The organism is Emticicia sp. (assembly GCF_043780375.1).
Classification (GTDB): domain Bacteria; phylum Bacteroidota; class Bacteroidia; order Cytophagales; family Spirosomataceae; genus Emticicia.
On record NZ_JAYWCU010000089.1, the window covers coordinates 1 to 21,255 of the forward strand.

19 protein-coding genes, 1 tRNA gene and 1 CRISPR repeat array are annotated in these 21,255 nt (G+C 34.8%); of the genes, 10 read left to right on the plus strand and 10 right to left on the minus strand.

Annotated elements, in window-relative coordinates:
• Window positions 1–444: 444 nt before the first annotated feature.
• Window positions 445–603 carry a hypothetical protein gene (locus tag ACH2CJ_RS06625; protein WP_394991472.1) on the plus strand — a complete coding sequence of 53 codons (159 nt, stop codon included), beginning with the start codon at window positions 445–447 and terminating at the stop codon, window positions 601–603.
• 103 nt (window positions 604–706) lie between these two features.
• Here the strand turns inward: ACH2CJ_RS06625 and ACH2CJ_RS06630 are convergent, their stop codons facing one another.
• Both ACH2CJ_RS06630 and ACH2CJ_RS06635 read right to left on the minus strand, forming a co-directional pair.
• Window positions 707–1,267: a hypothetical protein gene (locus tag ACH2CJ_RS06630; protein WP_394991473.1), complete on the minus strand. Its 561-nt coding sequence runs from the start codon at window positions 1,265–1,267 to the stop codon at window positions 707–709.
• A 92-nt stretch (window positions 1,268–1,359) separates the two neighbouring features.
• Window positions 1,360–2,151 carry a hypothetical protein gene (locus ACH2CJ_RS06635; protein ID WP_394991474.1) on the minus strand — a complete coding sequence of 264 codons (792 nt, stop codon included), beginning with the start codon at window positions 2,149–2,151 and terminating at the stop codon, window positions 1,360–1,362.
• Window positions 2,152–2,324: 173 nt separating this feature from the next.
• Here ACH2CJ_RS06635 and ACH2CJ_RS06640 point away from each other — a divergent pair, with 173 nt between their 5' ends.
• From ACH2CJ_RS06640 to ACH2CJ_RS06660, 5 genes are all read left to right on the plus strand, one after another.
• Window positions 2,325–2,924 (plus strand): recombinase family protein, encoded by a 600-nt coding sequence (locus ACH2CJ_RS06640; protein WP_394991475.1) that lies wholly within the window; start codon window positions 2,325–2,327, stop codon window positions 2,922–2,924.
• A 504-nt stretch (window positions 2,925–3,428) separates the two neighbouring features.
• A complete protein-coding gene (locus ACH2CJ_RS06645; protein ID WP_394991476.1) occupies window positions 3,429–5,918 on the plus strand; it encodes an N-6 DNA methylase in 2,490 nt (829 codons plus the stop codon).
• Window positions 5,911–7,089, plus strand: coding sequence for a restriction endonuclease subunit S (locus ACH2CJ_RS06650; RefSeq protein WP_394991477.1), 1,179 nt, complete (start codon window positions 5,911–5,913; stop codon window positions 7,087–7,089). The genes ACH2CJ_RS06645 and ACH2CJ_RS06650 overlap by 8 nt, the downstream gene beginning before the upstream one ends.
• Before the next feature lie 4 nt (window positions 7,090–7,093).
• A complete protein-coding gene (locus ACH2CJ_RS06655) occupies window positions 7,094–10,360 on the plus strand; it encodes a type I restriction endonuclease subunit R (protein ID WP_394991478.1) in 3,267 nt (1,088 codons plus the stop codon).
• Entirely contained in the window at window positions 10,357–11,052 is a 696-nt protein-coding gene (locus ACH2CJ_RS06660; protein ID WP_394991479.1) for a M48 family metallopeptidase, read from the plus strand. The genes ACH2CJ_RS06655 and ACH2CJ_RS06660 overlap by 4 nt, the downstream gene beginning before the upstream one ends.
• 58 nt (window positions 11,053–11,110) lie before the next feature.
• Window positions 11,111–11,366: direct repeats of the CRISPR family, unit length 37 nt; unit sequence AACAGAAACCATCTTCCAGTAGAATAAGGATTAAGAC.
• A gap of 82 nt (window positions 11,367–11,448) precedes the next feature.
• Here the strand turns inward: ACH2CJ_RS06660 and ACH2CJ_RS06665 are convergent.
• The 7 genes from ACH2CJ_RS06665 to ACH2CJ_RS06695 all read right to left on the minus strand — a co-directional run bounded on the left by ACH2CJ_RS06665 (window position 11,449) and on the right by ACH2CJ_RS06695 (window position 16,067).
• A complete protein-coding gene (locus ACH2CJ_RS06665) occupies window positions 11,449–11,793 on the minus strand; it encodes a hypothetical protein (RefSeq protein ID WP_394991480.1) in 345 nt (114 codons plus the stop codon).
• Between the two features lie 5 nt (window positions 11,794–11,798).
• Window positions 11,799–12,134 (minus strand): hypothetical protein, encoded by a 336-nt coding sequence (locus ACH2CJ_RS06670; RefSeq protein WP_394991481.1) that lies wholly within the window; start codon window positions 12,132–12,134, stop codon window positions 11,799–11,801.
• An 87-nt stretch (window positions 12,135–12,221) separates the two neighbouring features.
• Window positions 12,222–13,220 carry a DUF6371 domain-containing protein gene (locus ACH2CJ_RS06675; RefSeq protein ID WP_394991482.1) on the minus strand — a complete coding sequence of 333 codons (999 nt, stop codon included), beginning with the start codon at window positions 13,218–13,220 and terminating at the stop codon, window positions 12,222–12,224.
• A 94-nt stretch (window positions 13,221–13,314) separates the two neighbouring features.
• A complete protein-coding gene (locus ACH2CJ_RS06680; RefSeq protein WP_394991483.1) occupies window positions 13,315–14,700 on the minus strand; it encodes a DUF3987 domain-containing protein in 1,386 nt (461 codons plus the stop codon).
• 14 nt (window positions 14,701–14,714) lie between these two features.
• Window positions 14,715–15,008, minus strand: a complete 294-nt coding sequence (locus ACH2CJ_RS06685) for a helix-turn-helix domain-containing protein (RefSeq protein WP_394991484.1) — start codon at window positions 15,006–15,008, stop codon at window positions 14,715–14,717.
• Between the two features lie 57 nt (window positions 15,009–15,065).
• Complete coding sequence (locus ACH2CJ_RS06690; protein ID WP_394991485.1) at window positions 15,066–15,827, minus strand: hypothetical protein; 762 nt, start codon at window positions 15,825–15,827, stop codon at window positions 15,066–15,068.
• A 162-nt stretch (window positions 15,828–15,989) separates the two neighbouring features.
• A tRNA-Val gene (locus ACH2CJ_RS06695) sits at window positions 15,990–16,067 on the minus strand.
• 264 nt (window positions 16,068–16,331) lie between these two features.
• On the opposite strand from ACH2CJ_RS06695, the gene uxuA reads away from it, so the two are divergent.
• The 3 genes from uxuA (at window position 16,332) to ACH2CJ_RS06710 (ending at window position 19,405) form a co-directional block, all read left to right on the plus strand.
• Window positions 16,332–17,522: a mannonate dehydratase gene (gene uxuA / locus ACH2CJ_RS06700; protein WP_394991486.1), complete on the plus strand. Its 1,191-nt coding sequence runs from the start codon at window positions 16,332–16,334 to the stop codon at window positions 17,520–17,522.
• 87 nt (window positions 17,523–17,609) lie between these two features.
• Entirely contained in the window at window positions 17,610–18,617 is a 1,008-nt protein-coding gene (locus ACH2CJ_RS06705; protein ID WP_394991487.1) for a PfkB family carbohydrate kinase, read from the plus strand.
• Window positions 18,618–18,736: 119 nt separating this feature from the next.
• The gene (locus ACH2CJ_RS06710) at window positions 18,737–19,405 is read left to right on the plus strand and encodes a bifunctional 4-hydroxy-2-oxoglutarate aldolase/2-dehydro-3-deoxy-phosphogluconate aldolase (protein ID WP_394991488.1); all 669 of its coding nucleotides are present in this window, start codon (window positions 18,737–18,739) and stop codon (window positions 19,403–19,405) included.
• Between the two features lie 155 nt (window positions 19,406–19,560).
• Here ACH2CJ_RS06710 and ACH2CJ_RS06715 read toward each other — a convergent pair whose 3' ends face one another.
• Entirely contained in the window at window positions 19,561–20,373 is an 813-nt protein-coding gene (locus ACH2CJ_RS06715; protein ID WP_394991489.1) for an enoyl-ACP reductase, read from the minus strand.
• A 253-nt stretch (window positions 20,374–20,626) separates the two neighbouring features.
• Here ACH2CJ_RS06715 and ACH2CJ_RS06720 point away from each other — a divergent pair.
• On the plus strand, window positions 20,627–21,255 hold a 629-nt coding region (locus tag ACH2CJ_RS06720; RefSeq protein ID WP_394991490.1), incomplete at its 3' end, for a carboxypeptidase-like regulatory domain-containing protein.

Below are 21,255 nucleotides of genomic sequence, written 5' to 3' on the forward strand. Positions count from 1 at the left end.
ACCTTGTAATTTTGTCATGTGAGTAATGCCCGTCCACTAACATAGCTAAATCAGTTGCAGTTGCCTGTCCTTGATTTACTATCAAATAATCACTATACAGGTCAAATTCGGCTATTAGTTTCATGAATTTGATTAGATTTTGGTAAAATTGACAGTTTTTTGTAAATTTAAGCAGATATCACTACATAAAAGTTAATCTTGCGTAACTTAAGATAATTATTATAATAATGATTACAAGAGATCCTGTCTGTTCTAGACAACCAGGTGCTTCAATTAGTTTTCCACAATTTGGGCAGTTAACTTTATCTCCATTAGGCACATATGGATAATCACAACTGGGACATTTTTGAGCCATTTTAAATTGCTTATAAACGCCTACTCTTTCAAAATTGCAGTTTTCGGCTTCGCTGGTGAGTTTTATAAAGCCTCACAAAATATTTTAAAGTGTCTTTTATTATTGAGCTTTGTCTTACAAAACGAGGTCTGTCTATAATTGCCCACAACGAAAAAGTATTTATAAAGAAGGGGAAATTTGGAACTCGTCAGCCCGTAACTGATGCTGGGTTTTGTTCCAAAGTTGAGTTACTTCCAACTGCTTCATAGTATTTAGTCCGACGGTGAAAATGTTGATTAATGTACTGATGTTCAATTACTTACGTTCGCCCACTTTGTCATAAATAGTATGTTGGCTGCTGCCCTTTTTGTCTTACTGTTTTACATCTTGCAATTGTCTAAGCTCTTTGTCAAGAAAGTGTTCTATTGAATTTCTGTTTTGCAAAGAAGGGTCAGACTTTAATTTGTCAGATAAATTTCTTAATATCTGTTTTACTCTTAATGGTGATTTATTATGAAACTCTTTTATCTTTTCTTGGACTATTTGTGAAACATCTTTTGGCATATGATAGCTAAGATTTACACCTAACATTGTTGGAAAGATTTCGCCATAGGCTTCATCTACTTCTTCTGTTGTTGGTTTTAATGCAATATAATTGTAAATAAAGTCTGGTCTAATGTAACAACTTACAGGATATTTATCAGCTCCAAAGCTTTTAACAACAGCTTTGTATGTTGAAGTGTCCTTGGATAGCCACCATGTTTTATATCCAAAAATTCCAGTATCAGAAGATTCGTTTCCTTTATTGCGTAAATAATAAATTGCCAAAATCATTTCTGCGTCATTTTGAGCCTTAATATCATGGTCTTTTTTGTAACTTAATACCTCAGTTAGTTTTACTTTATCGTCTGGGTTAACTTTTATATCCCACATTTGATTTGAAATAAAAGTTATCCCAAATGTGTCCAACAGATAAGTAATTAGTTCTTGTTTTACTGTTTTTAAATTTGGGTCAATGAAATTATCTATAAACTTTCAAAATCTTTAATTTCACCTTTTCTTTTTGCATAAAAATAAGAACGAATTAAAATTTCGTCAATAAATAATAATTCATGTTCGTCTGATAGGTAGAATTTTTCTTGCTGTTGAAACATACTATAATACTTATTACTGACCATCTTGAAATGAGAAACTAATTCATCAAGTAGTGTTTCATTTATAAATAATGATATACCTGCTTTATTTGCCCCGATTAGTAGATTCCAATGCCTTCTATTCCCATCAGGTAAAAAATATTCAGATAAAGCTGGAATTATTATAGAATTGTCAACAAACACTTTAAGTTGAGATGCTAAGGTTTGAAAATAAGTTGAGAGTTTAGGCTCCCATTGAAGCAAAAACATCATCATATATGTATTTGACAAACTTTTTAAAAATCTATTTTGCTCTTTACTTCCATTATAAACTATATCACGAATTGCTAAATGTAAGGCGGTTTTAACTTTTTCCTTATTTCCAAGAATCACTGAACTTTCATCCACTGCTGAACTGATAACATCATTCAAATTTTGTTCAATAACAGAATGGCTATCTCCATGTAAAACAAAATTTGAGAATTCTAATCCTTGTTTAGAAAAAATTTTATTAAATACTTTCGTTATCAAGCTCTCAATATCCTTAACCTTTACATCAATATCTTTAAAATATTTTTTGATGGTATCTTGGGTTTGAGCATAAAAATCATTGTAAAGTAATTCATCTTTTAAATTTCTTTCGCCAATTTCACATCTTGTTTCATAAGGTAAACAATAAGCCAATCTCTTTGTGTGAAATTTTATTTTTCTTGGTTTTGTAGTCAGAGCATGAAGTCTTTCTTTAATTTTACCTTCATATATACCACTTGAATAATTAGATGAAAATACCTAATATTACAGAATTTTTTAATCCATTATAATTCAAATAACTACCTATTTATCGAATAACCAAAATTATGCCAAGAAATGTCGCTTATTTAAGGGTTTCAACTGTTGACCAAGACCTCGAAAAAAACAAATCTCAACTTCTGCACCTTGCCAATGATAAAAATTTAGGTAAAGTTGAATTCGTTGAAGAAAAGGCTTCGGGAAGAATTCATTGGAGAGAAAGAAAAATCGGAGACATTGTTGAAGCACTTACTTCGGGAGATACCATACTGTTAAGTGAATTTTCTCGATTGGGTAGAAGTATGCTTGAGTGCATGGAAATAATTTCTATAGCCACTCAGAAAGGCATCAAGATTTATACGGTTAAAGGAAACTGGCAATTGGACGATACCATTCAGAGTAAAGTAATGGCAATGGTCTTTTCAATGGTTGCTGAAATAGAAAGAGACTTGATTTCTAAAAGAACTAAAGAGGCACTGCAAACTAAAAAGGCTAATGGAGTAAAACTCGGAAGACCGATAGGTGCTGGGAAAAGTAAATTGGATAAATATAAAGTTGAGATTGAAGCACTACTTAGTAATGGCTCAACTAAAAAATTCATTGCTAAAAGATATAACTCTTCTGAGTCAAATCTTTTTAACTGGTTGCAGAAAAACAAATTGGCATAAATATTTTTCTGTATTAAATTTCAAAACCAAATCAAAAATATGAATTCGAGATTTCGTTTGGTCGTTTTTCAAGATTTCGTTTGGACCACTACACATCAGTTTGTAAGTTAGGGTTTTGTTCAAGTGTTGAAACCCTTGCGTATCCGATTAGCATAAAAAAGTAAATTAAGTCGTTGATTCATAAAGATACTTAACTTTGATTTATTTACCAAGTTTCTTTACTTATAATGCACCAAAAAAGGCTCGATTTCGTCGAGCCTTTTTTGAGTAAAGAAAACGGTGGTTTGGTTAACAATTCAAAAAGTAAGACAAAACCTTCGTATATTTGAGCGTTATAGCCAATACAAAAAAAACGATAACAAGACCAATAAATTAAAATCTATTAATCAACTAACCATGTCAAAAATATCCCTTACTAAACTTAACGGCTTTCTTAAAATACAGTGCGATGATTTGAGAGCGGCAGGATTAGATGCCTCAGAGTATAAAGATTAAATCATTGCAATGTTATTTCTGAAAAGAGTAAATGATATGTTTGATGTAGCACAAATAACCCGTGAAAATAATTTAAAGAGAGAACACCCAAATATTACTCAGGCTCAACTCGATAGAGAACTTGAGATTGAAAATGCAATCGAATATGAGTTTTTTGTGCCAGCCGATGCAAGGTGGGAGGATTTGCAGATGCTTACCGAAAATATTGGTGATGGCTTAACGGTAGCTCTCAATTCAATTGAAAATTCTCGAAAGGAAATTTTGGAAGGGGTACTAAGTGGCACAAAATTTAATGCCTTAAAATCTAATGGTGATAAACTATTAACCGATGAAGTGCTTAAAGAATTGTTGGATAATTTCAATAAGATGGAATTGAAAGACGAAAACTTTGAGTTTCCCGATTTGTTGGGTGCTGCTTATGAGTTTTTGATTAAACATTTTGCTGAAAGTGCAGGTAAAAAAGGTGGCGAATTTTATACGCCTTCCGAAGTAGTTCAACTCATGGCTTTCATTTTGCAGCCTGGCGAAAGAGCGTCTATGAGTGACCCAACTGTTGGTTCTGGCGGTTTGCTTATTACATTGAGAAATTATGTGGAAGCACGCTATGGCAATGCCCGAAACTTATCCATTTTTGGGCAAGAACTCAAGGAGGGCATTTACAAAATGTGTAAAATGAACATGATTTTTCACGGAATAAAAAACGCCAATATCAAAATGGGCGATACGCTGGCAAATCCTTTGCTTAAAAAAGATGGTGTATTGCTAAAATTCGATATTGTAGTAGCAAATCCGCCTTTTTCGCTCAACTACAAAGTTGAAGGAATGCAGCACAAAGAACGTTTTCAAAACTGGACAAGCACCAAAAAACAAGCAGACTTTATGTTTCTGCAACACATGGTTTCGACGCTAAATAATGATGGGCGTATGGCGGTTGTGATGCCTCACGGAGTGCTGTTTCGTGGTGGAGAAGAACAAAAGGTGCGTAAAAGATTAATCGAAGCGGGACTTATAGAAGCTATTATTGGTTTGCCGCCTGGTTTGTTTTTTGGAACAGGTATTCCTGCGAGCTTAATTATCATCAATAAGCACGGTGCTGGCGAACGTGAGCATGTGCTTTTTATTAATGCCGACAAAGAATACAAAGAAGGAAAAAATCAAAATAAACTCCGTTCGGAAGATATTGATAAAATTAGTTGGGTGTATCATAACAAAATCCAATTGGAGAAGTACAGCAAACTGGTGCATAAAAATGATATAAAAAAAGAAGAATATAACTGCAATATTCGCCGATACGTTGATAATTCGCCACCTGCCACGGCTCACGATGTGCATGCACACCTGAAAGGCGGTATTCCTGTGGCAGAAATAAATGCCTTGGATACCGATTTTGAGTGCTACGAGGGCTTGAAAGAAAGTTTGTTTACTGACCTTAAAAAAGGCTACGACCAATTTGTTGATGCCATCGACAGCAAAGAAAAAATCAAAGAATTTATTGATAACAGCACAGGAAAAGCCCAAGCCTTTGCTAAATATACGGCAAAGGTAAATGAGTTTTGGGCAATCGTTTTACCCAAAATAGAAGCCCTACCGACCGATAAAAGCGTTTTTGGTTTTACGAAACATTGCACGGGTGAGTTTTCGGCTATTATGGGCGGTATTGGCAATCCTTTGCTTTCTGAATTTCAATTACGAGGTTCGTTTGCTCAATACATTGAGGATTTGAAGTATGATTTTAAATCAGTGGCTGCCAGTGCATGGAAAGCTGAACTGATACCCGATGATGAGATTTTGGAAAGTCAGTATCCTGAGGTATTAGAAAAATACAGAAATGCTTTGGCAAGACGTGATGAGTTGGAAGCAATGTTTGAAACCGTAAATGAGCTGGAAGAAGGCGAATGGAATGAAGACGATTACGAGGCGATTCCGAAAAAAACAATTACCGAAATAAAGGACCGAATTAAGGTAAATATCAAGCAAAAAACTGTTCTGACAAAGGAATTTGCGAAAATAAACAAGCAAATAAAGGCTTACGAAAAAGATGTGAATGCTAAAAACACTCCACCTGAAAAGCTAAAAGTTGCCGAAGATGAAATAGCACAACTAACAGCGAAAGCCACCGAAATAGAGCATGAAATAACGCCTATTGATGATGCCATAAATGCTGATACCGAGAGAATAAAAAAGCACGTGGCTTTGGAAGATGAACTAAAACAATGCAGAATCGAAGTAAAAGAAATTGAACGCTATAAAGCCACGCTGGTAGAACAGGCAAGAGCAAAAATAACTGTAGAAGAAGCCAAAGAACTCATCATAAAACGCTGGGAACGAACCCTACACAGTGTAATAACAGGCTACCAAGAAAACCATACCCGAAACTTGATAAATGCAGTAAGCGAGTTTTGGGATAAATACACAACCACGCTCGACGATGTATTGATGGCAAGAGAAAAAGAAACTAAATTATTGAACACTTTTTTAATGGAATTGGGCTATGAGTGAGTGGAAAGAAACTAATATTGGCAAGCTTGCTACTTTCTCAAAAGGAAGACTTACAGTTCAGAGTGACAATATAGAAGATGGCTATTTGCCATTGATAAATGCAGACGCAGTAAATGGTAAACCGATTCTTTTTAGTCATACAAAAGGAGCTGTATTATGTGAAGAGAATGATATTTTGATGCTTTGGGATGGCGAAAGAAGTGGATTAGTAACTATTGGGCATAATGGGGTTGTAGGTTCTACCTTTTCAAAACTTCAAACTATAGATGGGATTGATTCTAAATACCTTTTCTATTTCCTTTATAATAAATTTTCTTGGATTCAAAATAACAGAACAGGAACAGGAGTTCCCCATGTTCCGAAGGATATTGCAAAAATTCTTTTCGTAAAATACCCAGAAGATAAAAATGAACAACGTAAAATCGCCAAAATTCTTTCTTCGGCAGATACTGTAATAGAAAAAACACAAGTAACGATTGCCAAATACAAAGCCATCAAACAGGGAATGTTGAATGATTTATTTACTCGTGGCATTGATATAAAAACAGGCAAACTTCGCCCAAGCTATGCCTATGCACCAGAGTTGTATAAAGAAAGTGCCTTGGGTTGGATTCCGAAGGAGTGGGAGGTGGATAAGTTGGGGGAATTAATAAAGGTTTCAAGTGGTGAAGGTTTAACACTTAATAATATAAAAATAGGTTCTTACCCAGTCTATGGTGGCAATGGAATTAATGGCTATCATTCAGAGTACTTATTCGCAGAGAAAAGACTTATCATTGGAAGAGTTGGTGAATATTGTGGTAATGCCTACATAACACAATCATTTTCATGGGTGACAGATAACGCATTAATAGTTTCTTATATCGAAAAAGAATTTGATTTTGATTTTTGGGTTACTTATCTTAATTTTCTTAACTTGAATTCTTTTGCTTATGCAGCAGCTCAACCTGTAATAACTGGTGGAATCATCAACAAAATACCAATTGTAAGAATATCTCTTACAGAACAAAAAGCTATCTCAAAGAGGATTTTAGCCATTGACCAGAAAATAAGTGTTGAGCAACTCTACTTACAAAAGCTACAACAGTTAAAATCTGGCTTAATGGCAGATTTGTTGAGTGGCAAAAAATTAGTGACCATTCCAGAATCAATTGAACCCCAAACAACTTAATACTATGGCAGAATATGGCAATGTAGAAAAACCTTTTTTGGACAAACTTCGCCAAATCGGTTGGGTCGTGTATGATAATGGTGCAGGTGGTGTTCCCGAAGACCCAACTGAATCGTTTCGTAATTCATTTAAAGAAGTAATTCTAAAAGAAGAGTTTGAAACGGTCATTAAAAAATTAAACCCTTGGATTACGGCAGAGCAAATGAAATATTGCTTTGAAAAAATTTCGGAGCAAGGGCATAAAGATTTGCTGACTGCCAACAAAGACATTTTCAATTTATTGCTCAAAGGAATAACCCTGCCAGGCAAAAATGAGCAAACGGGTATTGATAACCCTACGGTTCATTTAGTTGATTTTGCCAACTACAAAAACAATTCATTTATTGCCATTAATCAATTTAGGGTAGATACACCAAACAGAGCCAAAAAATGTATCATTCCTGATATTGTGTGCTTTGTAAACGGAATGCCTTTTGTGGTCATTGAGTGCAAGGATATGTATTCGCCTGGTCCATTAAGCGAGTCGTTTAGACAGATTGAAAGATACAGTAATCAACGAGACGATTTTTTTAGTAAAGATGAAGGCGAAGAAAGTTTATTTCACACCAATTTGTTTAGTGTCATTACGCACGGTTTAGAAGCAAGGTTTGGCACTATTTGCTCTGACTTTGATTATTTTTTAAAATGGGTAGATATTTTCCCCGAAGAATATCAAACCATTCCGCCTGACAATACCATTGCGATAGAACCCAACAGCCAACGACAAGAAGTTTTGATTTTGGGTATGTTCAATCATGAAATTTTGATAGACATTCTAAAGAATTTCACCCTTTATACGCAGCTTAAAAGTGGTCAGGATATAAAAATCATTTGTAGATACCAGCAATACCGAGCCGTTCGTAAAATGGTAGAACGCCTGAAAGATGGTGCTGATTTTAAAGAACGAAGTGGTGTTATATGGCATACGCAAGGAAGCGGAAAGAGCTTAACAATGGCGTTTTTGGTTCGTAAAATGCGTTCAACCTTCGATTTGAAAGATTATAAGATTTTGATGGTCGTAGATAGAATTGATTTAGAAGACCAATTAACAGAAACGGCTGAATTGGTTGAAAGAACTAACCAAATAGAAACCAAACAAGATTTAGTTTTATTAGAAAGCGATACCAATAACTTGAATATGGTAATGCTTCATAAGTTTATTGAAAATCAAAAAATATCTTCTGAGACATTATTGAAATTGGGGATAATTCCGAAGTTTACCGAGTTTCCTTTAATAAATAATAGTGAACGCATATTGATTTTGGTTGATGAAGCCCATCGCTCACAAGGCAATGATATGGGTAAAAATTTATTTTTGGCATTTCCGCAAGCTACAAGAATAGGCTTTACGGGTACGCCTCTGATAACAGAACGCCACAAAAAACAAACAGCCGAGCGTTTTTATCAAGTTAAAGACCAATACATAGACACCTACAAAATGAACGATGCAGTTGCCGATGGGGCAACGGTTGACATTAAATACATAGGCAAAAAAACTTCAGATAAAATAACCGACAAAGCAGTGTTTGATTTAGAATATGAACAAACATTCAAGCACCGAACGGCAGAAGAACGCCAAGAGATTCAGAAAAGATACGGTACTATGATTGCTTTTTTGGAATCAAAAGCAAGAATTGAAGAAATTTCAAAAGATATTTTAGAGCATTATATCAATGAAATCTTATCAAATGGATTTAAAGCTCAAGTAGTAGCTTCGAGTATTATTGCAGCAGTGAGATATAAACTCGTTTTGAATAATTTAATAGCCGAACGCTTGCAAAAAGAGGAAGAAATTACGGATGAAAACAGAAACGAAATACTTATTTCAAGATTAAAAATATTGAAAGCTCATGCGATTGTATCAGGCATGGGAACTAATGAATTGGATTATATCACGGCAGCACGTAAAGAAGCAAAAGAAGAAGATGCCATCAATAATTTCAAGAAAGATTTTGATACAATTGACCCCGACAAAAAATTGAGTGGCATTGGCATTTTATGTGTTTGTGATAAATTAATCACTGGTTTTGATGCTCCAATTGAGCAGGTGATGTACTTGGATAAAAATCTGCGTGAACATGATTTGTTGCAAGCCATTGCGAGAGTAAACCGCACAAAAAAAGGAAAAAACCACGGCTTGGTGGTAGATTATTTTGGAATCACAAAGAACTTAAATCTTGCCTTGGGTATTTATACTGACCAAGAAGCTACCGAAAATAAAGCAACATTGGACGAATTTAAAGAATACTTTAAAGATATTAATGATGAAATACCTGAATTAGAGCTGAGGTATAACAAAATAATTCAGTTTTTTAATACCAATGGCATTGCAGATTTTGAGGATTTTTTACAACAAAAAACAGCAACAAGTAGAGAAATAGTGTTGGTTGAAAAAGTAATCGAAATAGTTGGTGATTTAAAATTAAGGGCAGAGTTTGATGTTTTGGTAAAAAATTATTTCGACCGCCTTGACCTATTATTTAGCGAAGCTGAAACACAACGAAAATATTGGATACCTGCTAAACGCATAGGTTATTTGCTTTGGCGTATTCAGTATCATTACCGTGATTCTCCTTTGGATATAGGCTGGGCAAGTGAAAAAGTTCGTAGGCTCATTGATAAACACCTTGAATCAATGGGTATTAAACAGAATGTTGACGAAGTTTCTATTTTTTCAGACGACTTTCCTATAAAGATTAATAGTCTTTACGGCAATAGTAAATCTAAGGCATCTGCAATGGAGCATGCACTTAGAGGACACATAAAAGTAAGTTTGCAAAATAGCGACCCAGCTATGTATAGAAAATTTGATGATAGAATTAATGAACTGATTAATAAATATCAAAATAATTGGGACCAACTGATTGTTGAATTGGAAGAATTGAGGCGAGAAGCTGCCGCTGGTAGAAGTGAAAAAGATTTGAAAGTGCCGATTTATCAAGCTCCTTTCTTTGATTTAATAGCTTATGCTTGCGAAAATGATGAACAAAACACAAAAGAGGCGGCGTTGATAATGCTATCCAATAGAATAATGACTGCCATATTTGATAGTATTATAATAGCCGACTTTTGGAGCAAGCCCGATGAAACGCTAAGATTGACAGGTAAAATAGAACAATTGATTCGTTTCTCTGATGTACCAAGTATCGAAAGAAAAGACAAAGAAATAACATCTGATATTTTGAAACTCACAAAAAACAACCATGTTGAAATATTAAGGTATTTGAAATGAATTTAAACGGACTTGAAATAGAAATTAAACGTTCCAACAGAATCAAAACTCTTTCAATTAACATTGAAAGAGATGGTTCTGTTAATGTTATAGTTCCTGTGGATTTGGAAGAATCTAAAATTATGGATATTGTCAAATCCAAAGAATATGCGATTCATAAGTACATTACCAATAACAAAGAACTAAATAAAGAACATATTGATAGAAAATTTGTAGCAGGTCATTCGTTTTTATATTTAGGCAAAAGTTATAATCTTCAAATTATTGAAAATCAAACGGAACCATTAAAATTGTATAATGGCAAATTTCTGTTGTCGGCAAAAGTAATCGCAAAAGCGGAAGATATTTTTATCAAATTTTATAAAAAACAAGGTAAGCCTATTTTGGAAAAGAGAATCAACTATTTTAAGGAATTCATTAAAGAAAAACCTAATGAAGTTAAAATAGTTGATTTAAAAACTCGATGGGCTTCATGTACGCCATTGGGTAATTTGAATTTCCATTGGAAGTGTTTTATGGCACCGCCTTCTGTTTTAGATTATTTAATAGTTCACGAATTGGTTCATTTGAAACATTTGAACCATTCAAGGCAATTTTGGGATGAAGTTTCCATAATTATTTCTGACTATAAAACACACGAAGACTGGCTTCGGAAAAATGGCGTAAAATTGACTTTGAATGATAATTTGTAGTATTCAAATACAGACTAAACAAAGTTAGCGTACCTCATTGTTGTAGGAGTCATGGTAGAACAGAAACCATCTTCCAGTAGAATAAGGATTAAGACATGTTCTTGTTTAACAATGGCAATATTTTGTTTTAACAGAAACCATCTTCCAGTAGAATAAGGATTAAGACTCATCAAATTAACTACTTCTGTTACTGTAATAGAACATAACAGAAACCATCTTCCAGTAGAATAAGGATTAAGACAATGGGCTGTTTTGCTGATGAAACTGCACAAAAATAAACAGAAACCATCTTCCAGTAGAATAAGGATTAAGACTAATTTTAACCTTGTTCACAAACAAAGACGACTAAAAATAATCGCCTTTGTTTCCTGTTTGAAATAAAATATAAGTCGTCGTTCAGTTATTTAAATTTAGACGGTCTTCCTCTTTGTAATTTTTATAATGCTCGACATACCATTTTCTAATTGACTCCCTATAATGGTAAATAAACCAACCAAAAACACCAAAAATAATTAACCAAATAATAAATTTCAACCAATTTGTGCTTTTGGAGGGTGTATCCACAACGTTTGTGTAAGAAGTATAACTTGGCTCACAAGTCATAATATTTGTCTTCTTAATTGTTGATATAGCATAGTTCTCCACAAGATTGATACTATTCGACCCTGTGAAAGTCGGTAGAGCTGGATTCTCAACATATTTTGCCATCATATCGGCAAATGATAATTTTTGTAGTTGCATTTTTTCTATAATTTAATAATTTGAAATTGATTTTTTGCTATTTGTTTCAAGCCCCAGTCGTCATAAATCAAAACATTCTGATTCGACTGAACACTTGTAAAAGCAGGCTGAAATCCTGCACGTTCTAAAAGTTCGATACTAACCGCATCTTTGCCAAATAGTTGATGCAAGCCCACCAAAACATTCTTATTCGCTTTTATTCGGTCGAAAGACAGTTTCAAATTTCGGTTTCGATATATTGCCAGTTCGTTATTGTGAAAACTTTTGCATGATATTGAGCAAAAATCTTTGTTTCGCCTACCTTCAAACATGATATGGCATTGTTTACATTGCTTTTTCATTGTATTTTACTGCTGTTTTAAGATAATTTATTCGCATTTATTCGTTTTAATTCGGATACGCTCAGACTAATACAGATAAATTCGTTTTTATCCCGAATCCCAAAAGAGAGGATAACCATGTTCATTCAATGCCCAGTTGAACTTATCATCTTGATTTATAAAATAGTCTGCTATATCCAACCCTCTTTTTCTTTCTTCGTTAGTAGCATTTTTTTCGAGTAAATCCGAAACAACGATTTTGCAACCCAACTGCGTTTTTAAACTATGGCTTCTCTCATTCCATTTATCATAAGGAGTTAAACCTTTGTTGTCAGCTTCCCCCAAATCAGGATAAACAATCAGCGATTTACCAGCCAATGCAGTACAATGGTTTTCGTTAAAATTGGTTAGGCTACCAGTTGCTAACCAAATGTATTCGGGCATCAGGATACTGGCTAAAATAGCCGTCTTTTCCGATTCTACTAAGGCGATTGTTTTTCCCAATGATTCATGGCTTAGTTGATGTTCGCCAAACAAGCATTGTTTCAAATGAAAATCAGGTAATTTCCCATTTTTTGCCAAAATGCTATGCACCCAAGTAATATGATTATAAGGTGTTTTTACTCGATTGCCCGTTACAGGGTTGAAAAGCATTATTTTTCCTGTATGAATATTATTTTCGGAATCAATCTGCCAAAAAACCGTAGCACCTTGCCAATGTTTTGATGAGCCAATTAAAAAACGTTGTTTAGTAGCTTTGGTAATTTCTTCCCCAAAAAGAGAAATTAAATAACTCAAAAAATGGTTGGTATGATTAAGTGATTTTTCAAACAAATCGTATGAAATAAAATCAATCTTTTTAGGCTCTTCTATCATTCGAGCTTGAATTTTAGGCATTGAAAAGTTTGCTTTACTATCTTGAAAATATTCTTTTGGTGAATAATGATAGTTGCATTTCACAATACGATTGCAAATTCCTACTTCCGTTGACAAATATTCACCTGTGGTATTATCACGGTATAACTTGAACTCTTTTTGCCCACAAACAGGACATTTAAAGAGTTTTGCAGGTCGTTTTTCATCTAAACTATATGGATATTGATTCATAGTCTTATCTATTTTGCACTTTGCATTCTTTGCATTGTTTACATTCTTACTAATCAAAATGCAAAGAGTGCAAAGAATGCAGAGTGCATTTGATTTAAAAAACTCTTTCATAGTTGCCATAAGAAACTTTTATAAATAGGTTGCTGTCATTGAGCCAATTTTTAAAACTACGCTCTTTCATACCCAAGTTTTCAGCTATTTTTATTCCGATATGTGTTTGAAAGTTCCCCTTTGGTAATGCTTCATATATTTGTTGCTTATCTTTTGGCAATCTATCAAAGGGAGTGCTTTCAGATAAAACCTTATGAACCTTTTCGGCATTTATTCGGAAATATTCTGTTAATAGAATAGCACTTTTCATAGTATTTTCTTCGATAACAGTTTTTCCACCCTCGCCACAAGCCCAGCTGAGCATTTGAAGAATGAGCGAAAAACGAATGATGTAAACATCTAATTTGCTATACATACTCGCTACTTTATCGTTCGGATGATTATTTATCTTATCTGTATTAAATCTTTGCCAATCAAAAAGAATACGTTTAGCTGTTGGAGAAAATGGTAGTAAAGTTGATTCGAGTGTGGCTGTATCAAATTGTAAGTCGAGCAGCCTTCCAATGATATTATTATAGTTTTCTATGGTTTCTTGTGGAATTTCTTCCTCACTCCAATACTCTTTTTGTAATTGGTCGGGTATCGCAAACAATATTCTATCAATAAAGCCATTACTATCCCTTGCATCTTTTGAAATTTCCTCAAGAATATCGTTTTGAATAGTTCCTATCACACTTATACATGGAGAGTCTATATATACAGAATTACCTGTCTTTCTATCAGAAATAATAGGTTTGCCCGACCAATTAGAAAGCCATTGCTCTTGTTCGCTACCTTTATTGTATCGGTTAAAATTCTTAAACCAACCAGCCAATTCATCAATATAAACACCTATTCCCCTACGATTATTCAAATGGATTGTAGAAACAGCTTCGGGAGTATAATCAGATATTAGAAACTTTTGCAGGATTGGTGGTGTGGGTTCATCAAGTCCTTTTTCTTCTCTTTCCTTTTTAGAAATTGAGCTTGCTTGCAGATAAATCTCTTTTTCTAATAGAAATTTTTGATAACTTTCTTTGTCTTTTTCCATTATCGGTTTGATAGCAAAGCTCAACGGGTGTGATTTATTTGTTCCTGCCCGACCAACCAAACAAGTATATATTACACAGCTTTCTGACCATCCGTTGTTTACTTTTACTTTGTGGGTATTTCCAACCGATAAAGAAGTAGCATATAAAATCGAAACACCTGAAAAATCTATTGGGAATTTCAAATATTTATTCAACTCCAAGATTATTTCTTGAATTTGTGTTGGAAAAACCTCAATTGGAAATGCATTTTTAATAGGGATACCTATTTTTCCTTTAAGTTGCCCTGCCAAATTTTTAGCATCTTCCTTAATTGCAGACATTGTTATTTTTTTAGCCATTTTGAGTAGATATTTTAACCGATTTCGTTTGCAATCTTTCTTTTCCCATTCTCTACCCAAGTCTGCAAGTCTGATAGCTTAAAGTACAAGCGACCACTCCTTTTGAAATGCGGCAGCTCTCTTTTATTGACTTTATGGTAAACAGTTTGCACTTCGTAGCCTAAAAATGCTGCTGCTGCTTCTATATCAACCAGTTTATTCTCCGAACTTTCATTTTTCGGTTTTTGGTTTATTTCCTCTCTTACAATTTGACGGAATGTGTTGAGAAGTTCGGAGAGTTCAAATCCTGCGGTGGTTATTGTTTTCATTTACTGTTATTATTTTGTTTTATCTCTTTTTTATATCAACATTTTTGGCAAATTTTTTTAAAGTGATTCTGTTAGGATACTCGTGATATTATTGATAATTGAGTTTATCTCCTTTACAGCTATTCCTTCTAATTTTAATTTTTCTTTCATTTCAGTCTGTGTTTTATTAGTTAACCAATCTGTTATGGTCGGAGTATATTTCATTCGATTAAGATTAAAAACTCGAATAAAAGCATCATAAGCCTTTAAATCATTTTTAAATTCTGTCCCTCCAGCTAATTTATCAAAATTAGGTATAAGTATTTGGCAAACTTCCACAAGGCTACTAATAGGATTATCATCTGAATAGCTTCCAATTTTAATAACTTTGGTACGTGGACTATTTATTCCGCTAAGAATTTTCTTTATTCTATTTCTGATGTATTCATCTAAACAAATATGAACTTCTTTTGAATAGGTTTCGTATTTCTTCTTTAATTTTGTTAAATCAAAATCTTCAATCAAACCATCTGTTTCATATTCAACGATATTACGTATCAGACCTACTTCTTCATCTAATATCCTTTTAGGTACATTTGAAATATTCTTATAGCTTTCTTCAAGCCTACTTTTTATCATTGTTCCTTGTCTGTTGTATGTAACTCTATAATACAAGGAGAAATACGGTTCTTTACTACCCCACACACCAGTTATTTCTTTAACTGGTTTTAGGTTTTCGTTTAGAAAAGGGGCGATAGTAAGAGTTCGTTTTTTAGCCATAACACCACAAATGTAATTATTGTTGATATATAACGCAAATAAAACAACAATTATTTTCAAAAGAATCTATAAATATACAAAATGGAAAAAAATACAGAAAAGATGGGGTTTTGGGGTAGTGATAGCAGAAACGTTTACACCATGTTTACACCAAGAAAAAGCAGTAATATGAAAAAAAACAAAAAAGCCTTGATAATTCATTGATTATCAAGGCTTTATACTTGGTGGGAATTACTGGGTTCGAACCAGTGACCCTCTGCTTGTAAGGCAGATGCTCTGAACCAGCTGAGCTAAACTCCCTTATTATTTGTTTTCCCTTTGTATTTGGGATTGCAAAGATGCACGTCTGTTTTTTTATTTCCAAATATTGACCTAAAAAAATAAACAAATCTGCAAAATTCTTCTTTAAATCATATCTTTCATTTGTTTGATACAATCTAATAGCCTTTTTTTGACATACAAAAAATCAAAGTTGTCAAAAAAGTATTTATTCCTGTCAAAATATTTTTGGAGTGGTAGTTAGTAAATCCTAATTTTGTGAATCATTTATTCAACCTCTATTTTATGGCTCTCGAACAAACTTGGCGTTGGTTTGGCCCAAATGACCCTGTTAGCTTGTCAGATGTGCGACAAGCTGGGGCAACTGGCGTAGTTTCTGCACTTCATCAAATTCCAAACGGACAAATTTGGACAAAAGCAGCTATTTTAGATCGAAAAGCCATTATTGAAAAAGCTGGTCTCGTGTGGTCGGTAGTTGAGAGTGTACCCGTACATGAAGACATCAAAAAGGCTTCTGGCAATTATAAGCAATACATCGAAAACTATAAAGAGAGTTTGGTCAACTTGGCAGCCTCGGGCATTGATACTGTTTGCTATAATTTTATGCCCATTTTGGACTGGACTCGTACCGATTTAGATTTTGAATTAGCCGATGGTTCAAAGGCATTACGCTTTGATATGACCGAATTCTGTGCCTTTGAAATATATATTTTGAAAAGACCCAATGCCGAAAAGTCATATCCTGAAACAATCCTTGAAAAAGCCAAAGTTTGGTTCGAGAAAGCATCAGAGGATGATCTAAAGCGTCTGACTAAAAATATTATTGCAGGTTTGCCAGGAAGTGAGGAAAGTTTTACGATTGAAGCTTTTCGCGAAACATTGGATACTTATAAGTACATTGGGGATAAAGAATTACGACAAAATCTTTATTCATTCTTGAAAGAAATTACACCTGTCGCCGAAAATGCTGGTATTTTGTTGGCCATTCACCCCGACGACCCACCTTTTCCAATTTTGGGTTTACCAAGAGTTGTAAGCACCGAAACAGATGCAAAACTACTGCTCGAAGCTGCCGAAAGTAAGTACAACGGACTTTGTTTCTGCACAGGAAGCTATGGAGTAAGAGCAGATAATGATTTGGTTGGAATGATAAAAAGACTTGGCGATAGAATAAATTTCATACATTTACGTGCGACCAAACGAGATGCCGAAGGGAATTTCCATGAAGCTGACCATTTAGATGGTGATGTAGATATGTATGGCGTAATGCACGCCCTTGTTTTGGAGCAACAAAGAAGAGAAAAAGAAGGTAGAAATGATTTTAGATTACCTTTCCGCCCAGACCACGGACATAAAATGCTTGACGATTTGAATGCAACCAAACGCACAAACCCTGGCTATACAGCCATCGGTCGTTTGCGTGGTTTGGCAGAGTTGCGAGGTTTAGAATTAGGAATCACGAGGTCTTTATTATAGTTTTTTGGGTGTGAGTTTGAATAATATTAACATTCACTCATTCAAAACGGGCGGCGTTCCGCATCATTACATTCACTCATTAAATTTATGCCAAAAATAGTAACTTTCGGTGAGGTGCTTCTTCGCCTTTCAACACCCAATTTTCAGAAAATTGAACAAGCTACTTCGTTCAATGCCACTTTCGGCGGAACAGAGATGAATGTTGGAGCGTCATTGGTCAAATTTGGATTTGAGGCTTCTCATGTAACAACTTTCCCAAATAATATGATGGGCCTGAAAGCGAAGGCTTTTCTACGACAATTAGACGTTGATACATCGCACGTTATACTTGAGGGCGAGCGTATAGGTGTTTTTTTCTTAGAAACAGGTGCTGTTATGCGTGCAAGTCAGATTGTTTATGACCGTGCCGATTCGTCTTTTGCGAATATAAATCCTGACTTATTTGATTGGGAGGAAATCTTGGCTGAAGCCGATTGGTTTCATTGGTGCGGTATAACTCCCGCCATTTCGGAAGGAGCGGCAAAGGCTTGTTTAGATGCCGTGAAAACTGCCAAAAAATTAGGAATAACGGTTTCGTCAGATATTTATTACCGCAGTAATTTGTGGAAATATGGTAAAACTCCACAAGATATTTTACCAGAATTAGCTTCTTACTCTGATATTATTTTGGCAAGCAGAAAGAACATAGAAGAGATTTTTGGACTAAAAGTAACAACCGAAAAAGGAAAGTTTGTGGAGGCTTGTAAATTATTGATGGAGAACTATCCAACGGTTAAAAAAATTATTGATACCGAACGAATTCAAGTAAGTGCTTCGCATAATCAATACAGTGCCAAAATGTGGGATGGTGAAGAATTATTAGAAACTGATTTTCAAGATATTACACATATTGTGGATAGAATCGGAACTGGCGATGCTTTTTTGGGAGGCTTTATTTACGGACAAGTCATTTTGCAAGATGATTTAAAATCTTTGCAATTTGGTGCAGCCGCAGCAGCCCTAAAGCACACCATTGAAGGAGACCAAAACTTGGTAACGGTGTCAGAAGTTGAAGCCGTAATGAGTGGCGACAAGTCTGGAAGATTGAGAAGATAAATAAAAATTGCGATTTACGAGGTACGAATTACGAGCGGTTCGCCGCTGAGATTGCGAGTTTTAAACCGTGAGATTGTTATTCGTACCTCGTAAATCTGAAATCGTAAATTCTAATAACAATGGCAAATTTTGATAACAACACAACTTTAGCACAAGTTTCGGCAACGGGTTTAGTACCACTTTTTACGCACAATGATTTAGATATATGCTTGGGCGTTTTACGAGCTTGTTATGAAGCGGGCGTAAGGGTTTTTGAGTTTACAAATCGTACCGAAAACTCTTTCAAGAACTTTGCCGAACTCGTCAAAATTGCAGAGGTAGAAATGCCAGAAATGATTTTAGGAATCGGAACAATTTACGATGCTGCCACTGCCGAAAAGTTTATTGAGGTTGGAACAAACTTCATCGTAGCTCCCGTAATGAACCCAGAAGTTGGTAAAGTATGTCAAGCCGCTGGTATTCCTTGGATGCCCGGTGTAATGACAGTTACCGAAATCTACAATGCTCGTGTAGCAGGTGCCGAATTTATCAAGATATTTCCAGGGGAAGTTTTGGGTGCAGCTTTTGTTAAAGCAATAAAAGCTCCAATGCCCGATGTAAAAATTATGGTAACAGGTGGCGTTTCACCAACTTTAGAGAGTTTGAAAAGTTGGTTTGATGCAGGAACAACCGCAGTAGGAATTGGCTCGCAATTAGTGCCAAAAGATGTTTTAGCAACAAAAGATTTTGCTAAAGTAACAGAAATTGTTGCTAAGGCGTTGGCTATTATTCAAGATTTGAAATCGTGAAGGGTCTATAAATTAATGGATAAGTCGGTGTTTTACCCTAAAAGTAGGTTTCTCCTTTCTTAAAAAACAGTGATATGGGCTTAGAACAAAACAAGTTTCAAAGGTATCTTTGAAACTTGTTCGTTTTTACAATCACTATTTCTAAAAGTGGTTGCTTATTTATCCATCAAAGCCATTACATCTTCCGAAATACCAGTATTTGAGAATCCCCCATCATGGAAAAGGTTTTGCATCGTTACCATGCGAGTGAGGTCTGAGAAAAGCGTAATACAATAATCTGCACAAGATTCTGCGGAGGCATTGCCCAAAGGAGCAATTTTATCGGCAAAGCCATAAAATTTATCAAAACCACCAATGCCCGAACCAGCCGAGGTTTCAGTGGGTGATTGAGAAACAGTATTTACACGCACTTTTTTCAATTTTCCATAACGATAGCCATAACTACGAGCAATTGATTCCAACATTGCTTTTGCTTCTGCCATATCGGTATAAAAAGGAAAAGTACGTTGAGCAGCCATATAAGTTAAAGCAACTACCGACCCCCATTCGTTGATTGCATCCATTTTTTCGGCAACTTGCAAAAATCTATGAAACGATAATGCCGAAATATCCAGACTTTTCATGTACCAATCATAGTTCAAATCTCCATAAGGGCGACCTTTGCGAATATTTGGTGACATACCGATTGAATGAAGCACGAAATCAACTTTTCCGCCCAAAGCTTCCATTGATTTAATATAAAGATTTTCGATTTCTTCAGTAGATGTTGCATCAGCTGGAATAATTTGAGCTTCACAAATCTCAGCTAATTTATTAATTTCGCCCATACGCATCGCAATTGGAGCGTTTGTCAAAACGATTTTTGCACCCTCTTCTTTGGCTTTCAAAGCCACTTTCCAAGCGATTGATTTCTCATTTAACGCACCAGAAATGATGCCTGTTTTACCTTTAAGTAGTCCGTATGCCATTGAATTTTTGTTTTACGTTTAAGAATTACGAGTAATAAGTGTATTCTTGTATGCTAACATTTCTATTTATAGCTTCAAAGGTAGTTATTTTCTAAAAAATAAAAAACCGCTCTTTTTATTACTTCTTGTTTTCAAAAACAAAACCTTTCGTCTTAACTTCTACGCAAGTCGTCTAATCTATTTTGATTTAAGAAATTATTATTTGTAATTTTGAATATATACTTTCACCTATAACACACAATTAGCCTATCTTATGAAAACTATTCTACTTGGTTTTCTACTCCTTTGTATTTCTTTTAATAGTATTGCCCAATACAAATTTACTTTGTCGGGAACGGTTACAGATATAATTTCTGGGCAAACTTTGCAAGGAGCAGGAGTGTTTTTTTCGGGTTTGACAGGTGGCACGCAAACCGATAGTGTAGGAAGTTTTTCAGCAAGACTACCCAAGGGAAGATATACTGTTACGGTGCGTTCGTTAGGTTATAAAGTCGAAACTTTTAATGTTGATTTGTCTCAAAATGTTTCAAAATCAGTACAACTTTCTATGCGTGTGGGTGAGCTTGCTGAGGTTGAAATAAAAACGACTAAAGAAGACCGAAATATCAAAGAAACACAAATGGGTGTTGTAAAACTTGAAATGAAAAATCTCAAGAAAATTCCAGTAGTATTTGGCGAATCTGACATCATAAAAGCCCTCACTTTGCAACCTGGCATCACGACAGTCGGCGAAGGGGCGGGTGGCTTCAATGTGCGTGGTGGGCGAGTTGACCAAAACTTAGTATTGCTCGACGGAATGCCAATCTATAATACTTCTCATCTTCTGGGTTTTTTGAGTAGTATTAATTCTGATGCTTTGGCTGGCGTTTCTTTATATAAAGC